Raw genomic sequence first — 20851 nt, 5'->3', positions numbered from 1 at the left:
AAACATTTATAAATGATGAAAGTTTAGAAATATTAAAGGACGACATCGTTTTCTTTTGAATTTTGTCTTTAATTATTTTTCATAATTCGCTACTACTTATCCCTTTACCTTTAAATAACTCTTCAATTGATTCATGATATAATTCCAATTCATCTTTATTCAAATCAGTAATTTTAACTTTTTTAGTTCTACCGGAACCTCTTTTGTTTTTAGTCTTTAATTCATCCATACTTAAATTATAACGTTTATATCATTTTTTAAGTAATGTATAACCGTAACGGTCTGGTCTTCTATTTCTCTTTTGTTTTTTGTCTAAATACCAATAATATTTATATCTCTCTTCATTATCTATTAAAAATTGTATTAATGCTGTTTTAAAATCGGTTTGATCAATAATTTTGCAATATTTAACTTTTTGTTCAAATGTAAAATGTTTGGACATAAAAATAACACTCCTTTATTTTGGAGTGTCAAATTTTTTTCACCTAACTTACAGTCTTTATGACTGCGATGCTTTTTAGTAATTAAATTATTTATAATTACTCTTCGAAACATCAAGTAATTATCCATAACCTAACTTTCATTAAATCTAAATATTCTTATTAAAATTCAATATCTGAAGTATCGTTATAATCAATTATTATTTGTTCTTTTTCTTCATTATCATCATAATTTATTATAAAATCATCTTTTTCAAAATTATTTATATTAGTTGAATCATAATAAACATCTTCAATAAACTCTTTTGGTTTAATTAAAATATTTTCTTGTTCAATATTATTTTTATTTTGATATTCTGCATTCGTAAAAATTGTAAGCTTAATTTTAGTATCATTATTTTTTACAAGAATTCATTTAGATTCTAAATTGAATTTAGATTTTAAACTCTCTTTTAAAATATATAATTCATCAAGCGTAAAATCAGAATTATGTTCAAGAACTACTATTGCTTGGTTTAAATTGTCTAAAAAATTATCTTTATAATTCAATAATTTATCCAAAATTTTAATAACTCTTCTTGAACCAAAAGCTCAAGCAGTTGCAATATTTATTCTATTTGAATTATTAAACTGATTAAAAATGTATTCTTTATCTTCTATATAGTTATTGTTATGCATATAATAATAAAATCTTAAATAATCATTTATTATGATAGATTTTAATTTTAAAATATCTTCTTCATTAAAAAATTCTATTTGTTCTTGATAGTTTTCATTATTTATTAAATATATAGAGCACATTTTGTTAAAAAAATGTTTTTTTATTTGATTGAAATCGGAGTGATTATAAAATGAAATTAAATTAACTTTTTTATTTAAAGTTGAAAGGAGCGAAACAAATTCTTTTATTGCTAATAAATTATTAGCTTTTAAATCAACTAGTAAAAATATTGTATCTGAACCAATAATAAATTGATTTAAATGTGAATAATTGATAAATTGATCAGATTCTCAATTATTAATTAATATTTTATTTTCTAGTTTAGTATTATTTAGTGTTTCAAAATTACTATCAATTGCAATATATTCAAAGTCTTTTATTAGTGAATTTGTTTTAATTAAATGATCTATTAATTGAATACTTTCTTTACCAAAATTTATAACTAAAGTTTTATGTTGTTTCATATAAATTTATTTGTTGATAGAAAACCAAGATTTAAAAACTGTAAGAAAGGTATTATTTTTTACTTTTTCTATATTAAACTCGCTTGTTATTGTTTGTAAATGCGAATAATCGTCTATTTCATTGTTATTTGAAGCTAAAACAGCTTGTTGAAATGAAAAATCTAAATCACTAATTAAACTAAATTGTTCGTTTCTAATATATGGAAATAATGAATTGAAATCACAGTTTGAATAAAAATCGTCATTTTTATTTTTGAGCGATACAACTCAATAAGGCAATAAGTTATTGTTGTTAGAATGCAATCAAATTTTAGGTTTTTTTGCATTTTTAATTAATTTAAGGATGAACGCTTTTATATACGAATCTAAAGCTATATAAAGTTTGCTAATATTATTTTCTAAAATACTATTTATTTCATCAAAATTTATAAATTGTTGATGGAATTTTTTATCAAGAATTGAATTTAATCTTGAATCTAAAATATTTTTATCAATATTTTGTAGTTTGCTATTTTCAAACAATAAATCAGTTCCATTGTTTATTATTTTTTCAGCATATATAATTCCGTTTTTGACTATATTTAATAATATTTTATCTCTTAGTACGTGAACCATTATTTGGTTACCTTTATAAGGTAAAAGTTTATTAGCTAACAATTGGTTTTCCAAATAGAAATAATAATTTTGTCATTTAGCTTGTTTAAATGTGTTTAATATATTTTTAAGTTTAATAAAATATTTTTTTGTGCTTTGATTTGCTTTTATATATAATCTTGATTTATATTCCTTGGCTGAAGAATATTTTTTATTGACTGGTAAAATTTTGTACTCTTTTGTTCAACCATCATCAAAATATAGTTTGTATTTGTATACATTTTCGTTTAATAAAACTTCATTTTCACAAATTACTAATTTATCATTAATTGACGCATCATTATCGTTAATAATATTTATTTTATGTTTGTATTCATAATCAAAAATTTGATCCGAGAATATAAAATTAATTTTTTTATCATTTTTATGATATTTTTTAAGTAAATTAATCAGATTTTGTTCAATTATAGATAATGAATCATTTAAGAAATTATTATATTCAATTTTCTTTTCAGATTCAACTTGAATATAATTTTTATCAATTTGTTGAATAACTGAAAGGATGATATTATCCTTATTTATTTTAAAAAATATAAAGGTTTTATAATACATATAATATCCTCCTACATAATAATTATTCAATTTTTGTTATGATTCTTAATTTGGCACTTTTTGAGCGCCTATTTTCTTCAATTTCACTTTTTGAAGGCGAAATTTGTTTGGTTTGATACTCTTTAACTTCCATAATTGGTAGTTTTGAAGGGATTTTCGATATTGTCAATGACTTAAAAAAGTTTTTAACAATTCTATCTTCGATTGAATGAAAAGTAATTATTGATAGTGTTGAATTAGGTTTAAGCAATTTTATAGCATCACTCAACATTGTTTCTAACGAACTAAGTTCATTATTAACTTCAATCCTGATCGCTTGAAAAACAGCTTTTGCAGGATTTTTTTGTCTTAATAACGCTGCAGGATAAGCACTTTTTATGACTTCAACAAGTTCTAAAGTGCCACTAATTGGTCGATTATCTACGATGGCCTTCGCAACCCTTTTCGAGAGTTTAACATCAGCGTATTTTCATAGTATATTTTCCAAATCGCTTTGTGAATATTGATTAACTATATATTTAGCATCAAGTTCTTGATCTTGATCCATTCTCATATCTAGTTGTGCATCCTTGTTGTAACTAAAACCTCTTTCTTTATTATCAATTTGAGGAGATGAAATACCTAAATCTGCTATTATACCGTCCACTTTATATATATTCAATTCTTCTAACTTTGATTTTATATCTTTGAAATCACTTTTAATTAGGGTAAAGTTATTTGATATTTTACTTAATCTTTCATAAGACTTTTCGATAGCAAATGAATCTTTATCAAACGAATATAAATGTCCAGTTGTTAAATGTTTTAAAATTTCAGATGAATGTCCGCCCATACCAAGAGTTAGGTCCACGTAAATACCATCAGGTTTTATATTTAATGAACTAATTGTTTCTTTTAATAATACGGGGTAATGTTCTTTACTATCGTTCATTTAAAGTTGAAATTTCCTGTGCTAATTTTGATAAATCATCCGGATTATATTGGTTTTCAAATTCTTCAAACATTTCTTTAGATCATAGTTCAACCATTGAACCTACACCGACAAAAATTACTTCTTTTTGGATAGTTAGTTTTTCGATAATTTTTTTAGGTAAACTAATTCTGCTCATTGAATCTAATTTAACTTCAAAAGCATTACCCATAATTAACCTAGTTAAATTACGGACACTTTTGTCAAAAAAACTTTTATTTTCAAATAATTTTAAATATTCATTAAAAGCTTCTTTTGTTCTCAATTCTGCATTCCCGTCAAAACCAATTGTAAGTATAAATTCATCACCCAATTTTTCTTTAAAAATCGGGGGCAATACTACTCGATTTTTGGAATCAATGTTTCTTAGTTGTTGTCCTAACATTTTTACCACTTCCTCCCACTATCCAATAATATTTTACCACTTATACACACAAATAATTTTTTTTATAATATTTTTTTGTTTTTTTAAAATTTTATGGTTAATTTTCACAAATTAAAATAAAAAAGACGCTTCGATCGCGTCTTTTTTTAGGTTTAATTATTCTTTGTTAAATCATTGAAATGCTTGAGTTACATCTTGGACTTCTCCGATTACAGTAATCAAATCGTCTTTTTTTAATAAAGAATCCCCTGTAGGTCTCGTATTTTTAGATTTATTTTTAATTAAAACAATTGTTATACCACGTTGATTTAAAGATAAATCTTTAATTTTTTTATCAAATAAATCTGGATTTTTAACTTGTGTAGTACCAAGCACAAAATCATCGCCTAATTCTTGTAAATTTTCACTATATCTAAGAAAATTTGTATTGGCAGAAATAAGTGCGGCACGCTTTCCTGCTTCATATTCAGGCCTAATAATAACATGGGCTCCAATTAATTTTAACACTTTTGCATGTCTTCTACTTGTAGCTCTAACTATTAAATTAGGAACTTTCATTTCGATTAAAGCGGCCACTATTTCTATATTATTAGGTACAGCAACAACAACAGTACCTATCTTATCAATATCAATACTTTTTAAAAATTTAGTTTCTGCAGCATCTCCAATTAAGATATTATCAGCATCTTCTTCGTATAATTTTAGGCGTTCTTCACTTTTATCAATAATTGTAATATTTTTACCTAATTTTAAAAGTTGATCTACAACAGATTGACCAAAACGACCTAATCCAATTACGGCTATATCATCTAAATATTTTAATTTCATTTTTCTCCTAACCTATTGCTACATCCGAATCAATGTATTCATAATTTCTATCTTTAGATTTTTTTCTTTTTCAAACTAATAAAGTTGAAGAAATTCCAAATTGCCCGATGAACATTATAAGTATAATCATAATTTTTGAAAAATTATTTAAATTTTTAGTAATTCCAGAGCTTAATCCAGTTGTACCGAAAGCACTAGCAACTTCAAATAATAAATGTTCAATTTGATAGTTTTCTCTATATATGTTTAATTCATCTTTTTCTGTTAGCAACTCTGATGTTGGTATTAAACCTCCGTATGTGTCAAGCGATGTTATTAAAAACATCGTAGCTACAATTAATAATAATAAAGCAATAACAAAAACTTGTGTAGACATAAACACTGTTTTTGTTTCGATTGAACGTTTAAAAATCCTTACTCTACTATTCCCAACTAAAACTGAATAAATTGTTAATATCAAAATTGCGAATGTTGTGGTTCTAATTCCGCCACCTGTTGATGAAGGTGCGGCACCTATAAACATCATAATAATCATTGTGATATTACTTCCATGTGTTAAGTGCCTCATATTAATAGTCGCAAATCCAGCACTCCTTGTTGAGAATGCGGAAAATATTAGCGCAAATATACGATCAAATTTTGAACCATATAAATGACCATAATCTAAAAACATTTTTAAAGAATTACCTTTTGAATCTGTTTTATTAATTAAATCTCATATTTGTTTATGAATTCCTTCTAAATTCGAAGAATCAAAATTATCACTTAACATTTTTGTTGCCATAACTGAATTATTTTTGCTATATTTCAGTCACTCTAAATAATCTTTAAAATTTTCGTTAGGGATATAATATTTATTTCATAAATCATTTAATCCATAACTAGTTAATTCAAAAGATAAAATCATAATTAAACCTACAACAAAAATTAAAAAATAAGAAATTATAGATATTTTTGTAAATAAAGTAAAGCGATATTTTTCTTTATTTTTCTTTAATTTGTGTCTAATATAACGTTTTATATCATATAACGCAGGATAACCTATACCACCTATTATTAGTAAAATAATAAATCAAATTTGTAAAAAATAATTTTGATAATAAGGCAATAAAGAATTACCTGAAATAATGTCAAATCCAGCATTATTAATTGCTGAAATGGTGTGAAAAAAACCAAATCTAAAAGCAAGAGATCAATCGCCAGTTGGATCAATATATTTTTTTTGACCGCTAGCATCTGTTAATAATAATTCAATACCTTTAGTTTGTATTGGACTAACAAAATAAAAGTAAAAACTCATTAAAAATCCAGAAATTAATATGGTTATTAATAAAAACTTAACAGAGTAAATAACTAATTTTATTGTTTGATTAAATTTTGCACTACCACGTTCACTTTGAAGCATCTTAACAGATATAACAGAACTATTATTCCGTTGAAAAAGATAACCTAAAACAAAGAATTTTAATGCAAAAATACCTACACCACCCATTAAAATTAAAATTGCTATTATAGATTGCCCAAACATATTTCAATGACTAAAGGTATCATAAACAGCTAATCCAGTATCACTAAATGCACTAGCGGTTGTAAATAATGCATTAACATACGAAGAAGCACTCGTTCAATTCTCACTTGGGTTTGTTTGCGTAATTGGACTTCACAATAACAAACTAAAAATAAAAATAATTAATATATAAGATAATAAAATATATTTTAATTGTGGTATTTTATTTCTTCATCTAATTATATTGCTAAAGAAGTTTCAAATAAAGCTTCTTCTAAAAGTTCTTTTCAATTTTGTAACTAAATTCATATTTCCTTTTAAATTAAAAAACTCATTAACTAAATAATGAATTTTATTTTTGTTGTTGCATTGAACGCATTATTTGTCTAATTTGTGTTTCACTTGCTTTACGTCCCATTTGTGAGAACATAATACGAATCATTTTTTCATTAATTGGCGGGTTTTCTTTTAATTGTTTTTCAAACATTTTTTTAGTTAAAAAGAATGTTGTTAAACCTACTGCAAAACCTATTCCAATTATTAAACCGATTATTATTCCGGCTAATGCTCCTCCACTAAGTTCGATCATATTTTCTCCTTTATTGTGTTTAATAATATTATTTTATCATATATTAATATATTTTGAATTATATGAAAAAATTAAGTATTTTAAGGCATAAAATAAGTTTTTTATGAATATTTAATTTCTTTTTGGTAAATATTTTGATTCATTTCTTTTGCAAAATTTTCCAATAAATCAAGTGTTGCTAATAAATCAGAAATTGCTATAACACCAATCGGGCTATGTAAATATCTTTGTGGTAATGATAAAGTAATTGTCGCAGCTCCGCCTTGAGCATATTGTAATTCCTTAGCATCAGTTCCTCCACCAGCGGCCACAAATTTGTAAGCATTAATATTGTGTTTTTTTGCTAAATTAAATATAAATTGAACTAATTTAGTATCCATTAATGTTCCACCATCTTTAACCCTAAGAGCAACACCCTTAAATAAAGCTGTTGTACCTTCAATTGTTCCAATTGTATCGTGAGAAGAAGTTGTATCTAAAGCGATAGCAATATCAGGATTAATCATTGAAACTGAACTTCTAGCACCTCTTGTTCCAACTTCTTCTTGAACTGTTCCTACTAAATATAAATCAATGTCCAAATCAAAATTTGCCACTTGATTTGCTAAAAATTCTAATATAGTAACTCCTGCTCTATTATCCATTGCTTTTCCACCTAATAAATCAGGATTTTTAAACATAATAGTCTCACCAGAAATATATACTCTATCACCGATTTCGACACCATTTTCAATTGCTTCATCTTTATTTTTAAATCCAAAATCAGCATAAATTTCATCATTTGTTAAAGCTTTTGAAACTTTTGAAGCTTCCATAATATGAATGCTTGTATGACCAAAAACACCAAGCAATGTTTCACCTTTACTTGTAACAAGTTTTGCTTTTGTACCAATAATTGTTGAAGCTCATATTCCGCCAATTGGGCTTAGTAACAGTTGACCTTTAGCATCGATATTTCTTACTATATATCCCACTTCATCCATATGAGCAGCAATCATAACTTTTGGAGCATTTACTTTTTTAGATTTCTTATGAAAAATAATTGATCCTAACTTATCTCTTAGAATTTCAAATTTATTATTATCAATATTATTTCTTAATTCGGTCGCAACGGGTTCTTCATATCTTGACATCGCTTCGATTTCAAGATATTTAATTAAACGTTGCTTAAATAATTCTGTTCTTTTATCCATTTTTATTTTCTCCTTGGATTTATAAATTAATAAAATAATTATAAATTATTAAAATAAAAAACTCACAATAAATTATTGTGAATTTAATTTTTGTTATTCTGTAGCTTCTCCGGAATCCTCTTGTCTTGGTTCTTCAGTACCTAATTTATCAAGTAACGCTTTAACCTCTTCTGATTTAGTTTTAACTTCTTCCAATTGAGAAATTGTTATTGTTAAATAACTTTTTAGATATACAAGATTTAATAAACCTGAATAATATGCTTCAGATAATTCTTTAGCTAAATTTTGACTATCTTCTTTTCCTTCTTTTCTTAAAACCTTAAATGAGTCTATTCTAGATTGTAAATTAGTAAATTGTTCGTTTTTAAAATCTTCTCAGGTTTTCTTGCTATTTTTGAATTGAGTTGTTAATTGATTAACTTTGTTGTTTATGCTATCTGAATTACCACCAAGTTCTGATTGTCTGTCATCGCTATTAAAAATCAATCAATTTTCTAATTTTCTAGGATGTAATCCATTTGTACCATTATTATCACTTACTTTATATTCATTAAACCCAATATCATATTGTGACTTATTCAATTGATCTTCTTTGATAATTCAATTTCCATTTGCTCCATATAATTCTTTAAAATTAATTCCGAAGCCTAAAATTCCGGCTATCATATTTTTTAATCCGGTTAAATCATTTAAATGTTTTTTTATATTTTCTTTATCCTTATCTTTTAAGTAATCAACATTTAAAAAAGTATTATATATAGAATTTTTATCAAAAAAACTTCTAGTCACTCATTGTCCTTCTTCAGAATCTTTTATCGATCATGGTAATAGACTGTTATTATTGTTAAACTCATTGCTTGTGCTTGTTACATTTATTCTAGAATTTCAATTGTCTTCATTTTGTTTAAATAAATTAATTTTATCATTAATTTTACTAATTAATGCATCATATGTATCATATTCCAAATCAAGAGACAATAATAAATCTTTATACTTATTGAAACTATTATTAATTTCATCTAATTGATTTTTAACTAGTTCTAATTTAGCTTTCTTAGAACTTAATGTTTCTACTCCATCGTCTTCTTTGTGGGCGTTATCACTTAAAATTTTTTGTAATTTTTCTTCTAAATTACTAAAGGTTTTATCAGTCATAGATTCTTTAACAACATTAATTTCACTTTTTAATCTATCTATTTCATCTTTGTAATTTCTTTTCTCGGTTTTTTGATCATTTTCTTCAGATTCTTCTTCGCTAGTTTCATCTGTAGATTGTGGCGAATTTGGTGCGGGAGTATCTTGTTTTTCTCCTTCATGAGGTTCTGTAGCAACCGGATCTTTTTGTTCAGAGTCAGATATTGCTTCTTCAGAATCTAAAGAATCATCTTTTTGATCTTTTTGGTCCTCTGTTTCTGAATTAGTATCTATAGTATCTTTTTCTTGATCTTCTTTTGTATTTTTGCCTGATTCTTCATTTTTATCTTCGGATTCAGAACCTGTTTCAGAAACATCTTTCGTTTCTCCTTCTGCTGAATCGGTAACATCATTATCTTTTTGTTCTGACTCTGATTTTTCATTTTCGCCTTCAGTTTGTTCGTCAGTTGTTGGAGTATCTTTTTCATCTCCTTCTTTAGGTTCAACAATAGCTTCATCTTTTGGTTCTGATTCAGGTTTTTCTTTTTCTACATCGGAATCAACTGAGTCTTCTTTTTGATCAGATTCTGTTTTTTCGTTATCTACTTTAGAATCAGATTGAGCATCTTCATGATTATCATTAGCTTTTTCTTCAGAATCTGATTCTGGTTTTGGAGTTACTGTTGTATCTGGAATTTCTGTTTTTTCATTATTTTTTGAATCTGTAGCATCAGTAGAGCTTTCTTGTTTTTTATCCGCTTTATTAGATTCAATAGTTTCTTTATTATTTATATCAGTAGTATTTTGATCTTTTGCGTCATTTTGAGCATTAGAACTTTCTTCTGATCTTGGATTATTATTTGAACAACTAATAGCAGCTATTGTTGTCAGTGATAAAGGGGCAACAATTGCTAAGCCCTTAAATCAAATTGTTTTAAATCTCATATATTAACCTCTTTAATGTTTATTTTATTAATTAAATTAAGATAATGTTTCCACATTTATCTCTTTTATATTTTAACTTTTTTAATATTAATAAGCTAAAAACATATTAGGAAATGCCGTATTTTCACTTTTTTTATGGTAATTTTTCCACAAAAAAAGTGATAATAGCACGAAATTTATGTTTTTTTCATTATTTTTTGAAAAAAACGGGATTCAAATCCAAAAAATAAATAAGAGAAAATATAGTATAAATTTTGTGCTAATTTTTAACAGCAATATTTTTTTGGATAAGTAGCTAAATTTATGAATATGTAAAAATATGGTATTATTATAAAGTTAATTATTTTGCTTTATTATATAAAATATAATAAACAATCTGAAAGGATAATTATGAAAAAAAACAAGAAATTAATTTTCGGTACAGCTATGGCTTTGGTACTAAGTACAGGTATAGTTGTTGCATGTAAAGCACCCGGTTCTGATAAAGAATTACAAAGTGGTGGTAAAGACTTATATGAGAAAATTAAAGAAAAGAATAACATTTCTTCAAAAGAACCTTTGGTTATAGAACCATACCTACCAAAACCTAATGAAGAAAGTAATTCTCAAAATGGTAATAAATCAATTTCAGAAAGTACAAAAATACTACGTAAAGTTTCAAAAAACTTTATTAATAAAGACCAAAAAATTAAATATGTTGCAATTGGTGATTCTGTCACAGAAGGATTTGATGCTTCTACACCAGAAATATCAAAAGGAAAATATCAAAACGGAAATATAGAAGGATTATCATATCCTGCTTATTTAGCACGCTTATTAAATTCTAATGATCGTGTTGAAAGTTTTGACAATTTCGCACATTCAGGTTCACAAATAATTGATTGAATCAATTTTTTCGATATAGAATTTGATTCTCAATACAAATCAAATATTAACTTAGGAAATAAAGAAGAAATTAAAAATAAGTTAGCAGACGCTAACTTGATTACTTTGACCTTAGGTGCTAACGATTTATTTTATTTATTATTTAAATCAGCAACCAAATATGATGTGACAAAAATTATTAAAAGTTTTATTGATAAAAAACCGGTTATCGGTGATTCGTTTGTATTTTTTAACAACATCTTTAAAGATTCAATTACTGAACTTAAAAAAAGATTAACAACTTTCTTAGCTAACTTAAAAGTTATGGCACCAAATGCTAATATTAATGTTGTGTCATACCCTTCTCCATTTTTACAGTTAGATCAAATAATTACCGATTTCATAACAAAATCAATCGGACAAAATTTAGACATATCACCTATTAGTTTATTAACTTCGCTAATAAATGATGCTATTAAAAGTGTCGCAGATTCAAATGGAGTTAATTATGTTGATGTATTTAACAATAATTATTGAACAACAAATAAATCTAAGTTAAATTCATTATTTTTAGATATCCATCCAAATAATTATGGTTATAAAAAGATGGCAATGGATTTATACTTAAAAATTACTCACCCAACTTTAAATACAGAAGATTATCAAAATTATAGTTTTAATAATGATTATTTAGAAAAAGATGCCAAAACTTCTAATTATCAAATTGAAGCAGTTCAATCTGATCAAGAATTATTCGGAAATTCATCTGAAAGTTATTTAGATAACAAAAACGAAGAAGAAACACAAAATGATTTAAATAGAAATCCAAGAAACTTTGGATTAAAAATAGGAGTCTTAACACAAGAATTTAGTTTTGTTGCTAAAGAACTTATAGAATTTATTTCTAATAACGCACTATATAATGAATTAGATCCCGAACATAGACTAAGTAAACTTTTAAATTCAACAAATTCTAACAACCAAACTATTTTAGATAATGTTGTTAATAATATCATTAATTCTCAATTAATTTCAAGTATAGTTACAGACCTAGAAAACTCATTAGAAATACTAAGAGATAAAAATGAATTAAATTTAGAAAATCTTGGCCACACTTTTATGGAAGTGGTATTGAATGTTAATAATATCCCTAAAATTATTTCTATAATTGCAAAAACCGATTTAAACCAAGAGCAAAGAACTGAATTTGGATCAACTTTAAAATACATCGTAAAAAATCTTTTAAATAGATATGGTAATGATATTTTCTCATCTCTATCTAGTTCTTTTAATACATTTTTATCAACTTATAATGTTTCAAGAGAACAAATCACAAAAATAATTGATTCAATATTTAAATCAAATGATTTTAGTGAAATTTTAAATGATGCTATCGATTTATTCGCAAATCACCCTGAAAAATTTAGCAATCTTGAAAATATAAACCAATTAATACTAGCATTCATCTCTGATCAAGATACAAATGCTAAAATTGCTTCTAAAATTTCAAACATTTTTAAAGAATTATTAAAAAATCCTGCACTAAATTCTTTATTTAGTAATTTAATTTTTAATATTCTTGAAAAAAATGAATTAACAACAAATATAACTAAAAGTGAAATTATTTCAGTTACAACAGACTTAATTGATTTGATAAACGAAATTGATACTCAACATAAAATAATTGAAAATTTCGTATCAATATCTCTTAATTCATTCCCTAACTATGGATTTGATAGAATTCAAGAATTATTATCTAATTCATTTTTAGGTGCTGTTTCAAAAATTTCTGGTGATAATAACCAAGAAAAATCAATAATAACCTTAATTAATCAAATATTTAAATCTAATTTGGTTAAAAACCATAAAGATTTAGCTAAAAAGCTAATTAACAATATTTTAGATAAAACTAAATTAAATAATGTTTCAAAATTAATATATCCATTAATATCTCAAACAATGGTTGGGGAATATATTTCAGACCAATCATTCAGCAAAATAGTAAACTTATTCTTCAAACAAGATTCATTCAATAAATTAATTAAAGATACATTAAACTCATTGATTGATAATTCTAATAATTTTGAAACTGTTAAAAACTATAACGAATTAGTAGTTCAAATATTAAAAAATGTTGATGAAGATAAGTTTAAAACAGAGTTAAAAACAACTTTCACCAACTTATGAAATGATCCAGAATTAGCACTAACAATCAAACAAATATTGGTTGATTTTGCACACGTTGAAAATATAGATTCTAGTCCTAGTGTAATAAATTTCATTCAAGGATTTTCAAATGATTTTGGAAACATTCTTAAGCAAACACAGCTTATTGAAAGTTTAATTGATGTTATCTTTGACCAAATTAAAAAAACCAAAGAACAAAATGCAAACACAATCGAAAAATTAAACGAGTTACCAAGTTTAATTTCAAAAGAAGTTAATAAAAAACTAAATGAAAAAGGTTTTGAATTATTTAAAGAAGTAATTAAAAAAGACTATGTAACAAACAATAAAGAAGGTGTTTCGTTAATAGTTAGCGTTATTATTAATAAACTAACAAAAAATGGAACATTACAAAATCTTATAAATAATTTATTAGAAACATATTTAGTTAAACCTGAAATTTCAAAATATGTTGAAAAAGATGAAATAAGCCAAATAATATCAAAAGTATTTTCATCAGCAAACTTTAGTTTAATAATCCAAGATTTCGTTAAAATCTATATTTCTAATAGCGAACAAATCAATAACTTTAGTTCAATTACAAATCTAGCAAACGCGCTATTAAAAGACGCCACATTTAAAACTTTACTTAGTGAAGATGCAAAACCGTTAATTAAAGAAATTATTAAATCTGGTGATTATAATAAAACAATAACAAAAGTAATAATTGAATTAAGCAAAAATACAAATTATAATATTGATAAAAAATATAAACCAGTAATAGAAAGCATTGTTCCAAGTATTTTGGAAACTCTTGAAGCAACCAACACTTTTGATTCTTTAATTGATAATTTCATTAAATTGCTTACACAATCAAACAACTTAAATGAAGTTACAAGCGGTATTTTAAACACAATTAAAAATAGTTTTAATTTTAGTTATGTGGAATTATATAAAACAATATTAAAAACAAATCTATTTTCAGAAACAAATAGAACTCTTTCTTTAGAACTTGTTAAATCTTTAATAAACAAATTTATTGAAAACGATTTAGATTCAACATTAGAATCTGCTCTTCCTGAAAATGTTTTAGGGATTCAAAAAGCAGAATTAAAACAATTTATACTAAAAGTATCAAAAGATCAAAACTTTAAAAATATATACGAAAAATCATTAGATCTTATTTTTAATAATTCAAAAGAAATTTCAAACATTCATAATTTTTACGATATATTTAATATTGCTGTTAAGACATTAAACATCAACGATATTAAAGATAGTTTTAAAAATCTTTTCAAAACTATAAAAGAAGATGAAGCATTCAAAAAACTAGTTTCAAGAATTATAGATTCTCAAGTTAATAACCAAGAAATATCTTGATTATTTAAAGACGTAAAAAATAAAGAACAATTACTCACTGATTTAAGTTATTCTTTAATTACTCAAATTGATAAATTTAACGTAATAACATTATTGTTCGATTCTTTAGAAGAATATAAAACTCAAAATAAAGAAAATATAAATGATTTTACTGAAATATTAATTAATAAACTTAAAGATAAGTTCAATAAAGAAAATATAAGTACAACATTATTTAATTTCATAAAAGATATTTCTAAAGATTTTGCAAGTAAAAATAAAGAAGATATAAAAATTATTTTTAATAATATATATAACTATCTAAAAGAAAATAATACATATGTAGACTTTGTATTAAATAATCTTCCAAACGAATATAAAAATATTTTAAATAAATATATTTCAGATCAAGATTTAAAATCATTTGTTAGTTTACTAATGAATAATGATACTTTCAAAGAAATTATCATTACTTCATTTAATAAAGTAGTTGATAGCACAGATCAGTTACAAAATGCAAGCAATATTAATAACATTATTTCTATCGCATTAAATAGTTTAGCAACAGATAGTAACCTTAAACAAAATATAATTAACTTTTTAACAAGTACAACAAATCAAAATGAAATTAAAACAATAATCGCAAACACACTATCAAAATATATTCAAATCAATTATCCAAAAATTTATGATCAAAATAAAACAAATGTATTCATTTCTAATTTAATAACAGATGGATTTACAATATTTAAAGATTTAGGTCTTGTAGAAAACATTTTAAACAGTTTGATTACATTTATGAAATCAGATAGTAATAATGAATTTAACTTAGAACAAAGAACTCAAACATTAACAAGTAATTTAAAAAGCAATTTAAATAAACTGGTTAATGAACATTTAGATGACTTAATATCAAGATTGTTTAAGTCAAATACGATAAACTCTGATTTCAATTACTCGATCCAAGTTTTCAAATTCATTTCGATTACATTACTAGACAACATACAAATTTTTAAAGATATAATAAATGAAGCGTTAAAAAATGCGAAATTAATTGATGATTCACACAAATTAGACGAAACAAAATTAAATGAATTTAAAGAATTGTTGTTTGATATAAATAATTCTAACGTTAATAATTCAATATTAGACCAATTGCTAAATATCACACAACAACAAGCTCGTTCAATTAACAATTTTGACTCATTAAAAGAAGTGTTATTAAATAACTTAACAAATGCAGTTAAAAATAACTATTTCACAATAATAAAATCTATTTTAAATTCTAAATTTGTACAAAATCAAAAAGAATGAATTAAAAAAGTGTTAGAGAACGCCTTAAATAACTATCTAACAGATGAAAAAATTACTCCATTTTTAAATTCTATTAATTTAGACGAAATATCTAGTTCACTAAGTATTAATAAAGATTTAATAGTTTCTACAATAAAAGAAATAGTAAATCACCAAAATACAAAAGAAGTAATTAAAAAAATAGTAGAAAAAATATTAGATAATATCAATTCAGTTAAAAATGCAACAAATATAAATGATTTAATTAAAAAAGTATTTTCTATAAGCGGTTTAAAAAATGATATAAAAGAAAAAACTGCCACCATATTATCTTCAATAATTCAAAAAGATTCTATTAAAAAAGTATTAACAGAAGTTTTGAAAAAAATATTTGAAAAGGATTTTGTAGCTCCATATTTAAATGGAGTTAATAATAAAAAAGAATTAGCAAAAAGTATTGTAGATATATTGGATATAGTTGACAATAATATTCACTTAAATGAATTATCATTTGAATTGATTTACAATCAACTTCAAACAAACGGAATTAATTTTAATATAACTTCACTTTTAAATACATTTGTATCTAGTCTTAAAAATATTTTCAACGGAAATGACGGTGAAGCTAAAGTTGTTAAGTTAATTAAAGAATTAATTAAATCATCTTTATTCAAAAATCACAAAGAAAATATTAAAACAATAATTAAAAATCTAATAATTAAATTCTCAGAAGGAACATTTATAGATGATTTATTCAATAATATAGCTTCTTCAACAAGAGAAAAAATAGAAAATTATGTAAACGTTAATGATTTAGGTAATATTTTAAAATTGATACTTAGAAATCAACATTTACATAATATAATCAACAATTCAATTACAAAATTAGTAGATAATATCAATCAATTTGAATCACTAAATTCTTATCAAGGATTAATTTCTAAACTTTTTGAATTAGTGAACTTTAATGAAATAAAATTAGAGCTCGACTCAATGTTTAGCGATCTTTCAAACGAAGCAAGTTTTAAAAATGCACTAAAACAATTATTAATTAGTCTATTAAACAAAAACGGAGTTGAAACAAACGATCAAAGTATTATTTCATTTATCGATTATGTTTCAAACAATTTAAAAGATTTCTTCAAATCTTCAGATATACTTAATAATTTATCAAGTGAAATATTCAAGAAAATCAAAGAAGTATTTAGTCAAAATAATGAAAATATAATAGAAAAACTAACTAAATTACCTAACGATATTCTTGATCTAATAAAATCAAAAATCACACAACAACCTAAATTATTTGTTGATGGAATTTTAAATGCTTCAAACATTCAACCACACAAAGAAGCAATAATTAAAATTGTTAAGCAATTATTTATTGGTCTAAATAAAAAAGGTGTTGTTGAATTAATAGTAAACTCTGAAATTGATAAAATAAGCGATCCTAACGTTACTAAATATTTAGATCTTAATTTATTAAAAGAAGTAGTAGGAACAGTATTAAAAGATGATTTTGTAAACGATACATTAAACGTAGTAGTTCCTGAATTATTGAACGATACTTCTTGACTAGATAATTTAAATAACCCTTTCAAACTAATTCAAGATTTATTTAAAAAAGAAACAATTAAAAATCATTTTAAAAACAACTTACCTAATGCATTAGAGAGAATTTCAAAAAATAGCACAACAACAAACTTTATTAATTCTTTATTAAATAATGTATTAAAAAATAATCAAATAACTATACAAGGTAGTGAATCAAATAGTTTTGTTCACAATATTGCAAGCAATATTGTTCCATATCTAAAAGAAGTTGGTGTATATAACAGCGTTATAGAAACAGTTATTGATCAATTATCTTCAAGTGCAACTTCAGAACAATTTGTTGAATCAATTAAAACAAATATTATTTCTAAGTTCGATTTAACTAATTACAAGTTTGTTAAAGCGTTATTTAATAACTTTAGTTCTATCGAAAATAATAAAGAAATAGTGGTAGAGATATTCGAAAAAATATATGATAAATTTAAAGAAAATGATTCTTGAATAAGTTCCCTTATTTCTCTTGCTAATAAAGATCAAGTTCTTGTAGATAAAAATAACGAAGAAACATTAAAAACTATTATTAAAGAAGTTTTAAAAGACGAAAACATAAAAACTAGTTTGACTTCTATTGTTAGAGAAAGCTTAACAAACTTATCTATATTTAAAAACGCTGATAATTATCAAGATTTAATAAAATCTATTTTCTCAAACGAAAACTTAAAAACACCTATTAAAGATTTATTTGATAAATTAATTAAAAAATTATTAGAACAAAATGATTTCAAAACTATAGTAAAAAATATTCTTGATAAAAAGTTACCAAATGATATTAAAACTAAATTATTCGAAAAGATAACAACTGATAACGATCAAATAGATTCAATTGGATGATTACTAACAATAATAAAAGAATCAAACAATAATTTCAATATATTTAATTCATTTATTGAATCAGGAATCAAACAACTAGGAACTAACGGAACTATTCAATTTAATATAAGTGAATTTATATCTGATGCAATTGAAAACATTAAAAAATTCACAAATTATGAAAATATTGAAGCTAAAATTCTTTCTGTTTTAAATACTTTAAAAGGTCAAATAGGGAATAATAAACAAAACAGAATACAAATTATTAATAACATATTTAACTTAGCTGTAGATAAAATTGATATAGGTTCTATTATTTGGGGTGCATTAGAAGGAGCTAATAAAGCTTCATTCATTTCAGAAAACTTTATTTCTAAAGAAGACTTTATAAGATTAATAAATAATATAGTTAAAACTAATGATCTAAAAGAAGTTGTGAATGATATAGTTGAGTTTTTCTTCAATAGTACAAATAATATTAATAATAGTTCTTTTGTAAATATAACAAAAGAATACTTAAAAGATGAACAAAGAAAAGCTAAATTTAAAGAAAAAATCCAAAAGATATTTGAAAACGCCTTAAGTTCAGATAACTTAAGAGAACCTATTAAAAAAATAATAAATAAAGCTATGAGTTATTTAGAAGTAACTCCTGACCAACCTATTAAAACATTCATAGAAAACTTCACAAGTGGTCTAGGAGATTTCTTTAAACGAATAGAAATTAATTCTAAATTAATTGATGCTACAACAGAAGCATTCGAAGAATCCGAAAATTTAGGTCAATTAAGTCAAAAAATTAAAGACAAAATGATAGCTAAAGTTAACCCAACTTCATTTGATCTAATCTCTAAAATATTAAACGATTCGTTAATACAAGAAAACAAAGAAGGTCTAAAAAGTTTAGTTAAACAATTACTAACAAACTTCTTAGATAATGAAGAAAAAATTAGAAAAACAATAAATGATATTAATCTATCCGCTTTAATTACTGGGCAAAACAATGAAGAATTGAATAGATTAATAAATAATACTATAATAACATTTATTAAAAATCCAGATTTAAGAGAGTTATTAACCTTAATTCTCGATGATATTATTGATAATGCAAAGAATTATCAAAATAAAACAACATGATTAGAGGCAGTTAATGTTTTATTACACTCTAATAATGCTGAACAAATGAAAAATAGCTTTAAAAAATGATTTAAAGCAAGTGTCGCACAAAACGGGAATACCGATTTTATAAAAGGTATAACTAAATTAGCAATAATAAAATTTAAAGATTCAGGATTCAATTTAAGTGAAACTCATGATGAAGAAATATTACAACATATAATACAAAAAACTTTAGCATGAATATCAAATGATAGTTTGTTTGATACAATAATAGATAAAATATATGATAACTTAAGAAATCTAGATTTTACAAAAGCAACCCCACAACAAGTAAAACAAAAAATTATGGATGGTGCGTTATCATTCATACTTACAGATGATATGAACTCAATATCATTTAAAAAGATTTTAAACCAAGCAAGTAAAATTAGATTATTAACAAGTTCATTCGATGAATCGATTTATGTTGAATTTATAAATAGATTATTTGAAAGTAGCGACTTAGAAAGAACTACTGGTATTTATAGCATGCTTGATTTCTTGTTTAAAGATCAGTCAAGCAACGGGTCATCAAGCAACACAAATACAAGTAATAATCAAAATAGTGATCAATCCAAAACATATGGTTTCGCGTTTGACGAAAATATATTTAATGTGGTTGGAAGAACCGAAGAATTAATTAAAGCTATTTTTGAACCAATATTTAAATCTATGTTTACTAAAATTTCACAAAATAAATATAATTTAAACCAAAGTAAAAATAATCCTGAATACAAAGCTATTTTTAGATTAACATCAATTATGTTATGAGCAATATTCGAAAAAGGTGCAACAGGTGGTAAATTCTGAAACTTCACAGGTTTAGATGTCGAAGGTACATTTGTTGGTGGTTTAGAAAAAGCATGAGAAGGCGCTAAAAACGCAAAAGCAAGTCTTTGAAATAAATTTAGTGATGACCAAAAAATAAAAAGTGGTGCATATAAAAAGAGCTGATGAAGTGGTGGTGGATTTGCATATAATCGTGAATTCATTACAGGTAATAGGTCAGATAGAACATCATTAGGCAATTATTGAAACGATCAATTACTTGCATATATTTATTGAAATAAAGATAACGATAGACACAATCAAGGTTATAAAAATAAAGAAACATTACGCAACGCAATAAAACAAGGTTGATTGCCATCAAGTAATTAAGTAAAATACATTTTATAAAAAATATCAAGCATAGTAATTAGGCTTGATAT

General features: G+C 24.2%; 11 protein-coding genes. 1 reads left to right on the top strand and 10 read right to left on the bottom strand.

The window, feature by feature from the left end:
• The 10 genes from N9R85_RS00875 to N9R85_RS00830 all read right to left on the bottom strand — a co-directional run.
• The coding region (locus N9R85_RS00875; RefSeq protein ID WP_262858194.1) for a hypothetical protein at positions 1-442 on the bottom strand (442 nt) is incomplete at its 3' end.
• Positions 443-602: 160 nt separating this feature from the next.
• Entirely contained in the window at positions 603-1625 is a 1023-nt protein-coding gene (locus N9R85_RS00870) for a hypothetical protein (protein WP_262858193.1), read from the bottom strand.
• Positions 1626-1631: 6 nt separating this feature from the next.
• A complete protein-coding gene (locus N9R85_RS00865; RefSeq protein ID WP_262858192.1) occupies positions 1632-2831 on the bottom strand; it encodes an MAG3720 family protein in 1200 nt (399 codons plus the stop codon).
• 22 nt (positions 2832-2853) lie between these two features.
• Positions 2854-3762, bottom strand: a complete 909-nt coding sequence (gene rsmH / locus N9R85_RS00860) for a 16S rRNA (cytosine(1402)-N(4))-methyltransferase RsmH (RefSeq protein WP_262858191.1) — start codon at positions 3760-3762, stop codon at positions 2854-2856.
• Positions 3752-4186 (bottom strand): cell division/cell wall cluster transcriptional repressor MraZ, encoded by a 435-nt coding sequence (locus N9R85_RS00855; RefSeq protein ID WP_262858190.1) that lies wholly within the window; start codon positions 4184-4186, stop codon positions 3752-3754. Before N9R85_RS00855 ends, rsmH begins: the two co-directional genes overlap by 11 nt.
• 156 nt (positions 4187-4342) lie before the next feature.
• Positions 4343-5014: a potassium channel family protein gene (locus N9R85_RS00850; protein ID WP_262858189.1), complete on the bottom strand. Its 672-nt coding sequence runs from the start codon at positions 5012-5014 to the stop codon at positions 4343-4345.
• Between the two features lie 7 nt (positions 5015-5021).
• A complete protein-coding gene (locus tag N9R85_RS00845; protein ID WP_262858188.1) occupies positions 5022-6830 on the bottom strand; it encodes a potassium transporter TrkG in 1809 nt (602 codons plus the stop codon).
• Positions 6831-6873: 43 nt separating this feature from the next.
• Positions 6874-7110 (bottom strand): YneF family protein, encoded by a 237-nt coding sequence (locus N9R85_RS00840; RefSeq protein ID WP_205851765.1) that lies wholly within the window; start codon positions 7108-7110, stop codon positions 6874-6876.
• Positions 7111-7211: 101 nt separating this feature from the next.
• The gene (locus tag N9R85_RS00835; RefSeq protein ID WP_262858187.1) at positions 7212-8303 is read right to left on the bottom strand and encodes a M42 family metallopeptidase; all 1092 of its coding nucleotides are present in this window, start codon (positions 8301-8303) and stop codon (positions 7212-7214) included.
• 93 nt (positions 8304-8396) lie between these two features.
• The gene (locus N9R85_RS00830) at positions 8397-10382 is read right to left on the bottom strand and encodes a hypothetical protein (protein ID WP_262858186.1); all 1986 of its coding nucleotides are present in this window, start codon (positions 10380-10382) and stop codon (positions 8397-8399) included.
• A gap of 390 nt (positions 10383-10772) precedes the next feature.
• On the opposite strand from N9R85_RS00830, the gene N9R85_RS00825 reads away from it, so the two are divergent.
• On the top strand, positions 10773-20801 hold the full coding sequence (locus N9R85_RS00825; RefSeq protein WP_262858185.1) for an SGNH/GDSL hydrolase family protein: 10029 nt from the start codon (positions 10773-10775) through the stop codon (positions 20799-20801).
• The last annotated feature ends 50 nt before the right edge of the window (positions 20802-20851 follow it).

Origin of the sequence: Mycoplasma sp. CSL7503-lung, from assembly GCF_025515455.1 — a bacterium.
GTDB lineage: Bacteria > Bacillota_I > Bacilli_A > Mycoplasmatales > Metamycoplasmataceae > Mycoplasmopsis.
The sequence above is the reverse complement of the archived record's forward strand: the minus strand, read 5'-3'. Positions and strand labels throughout refer to the sequence as shown.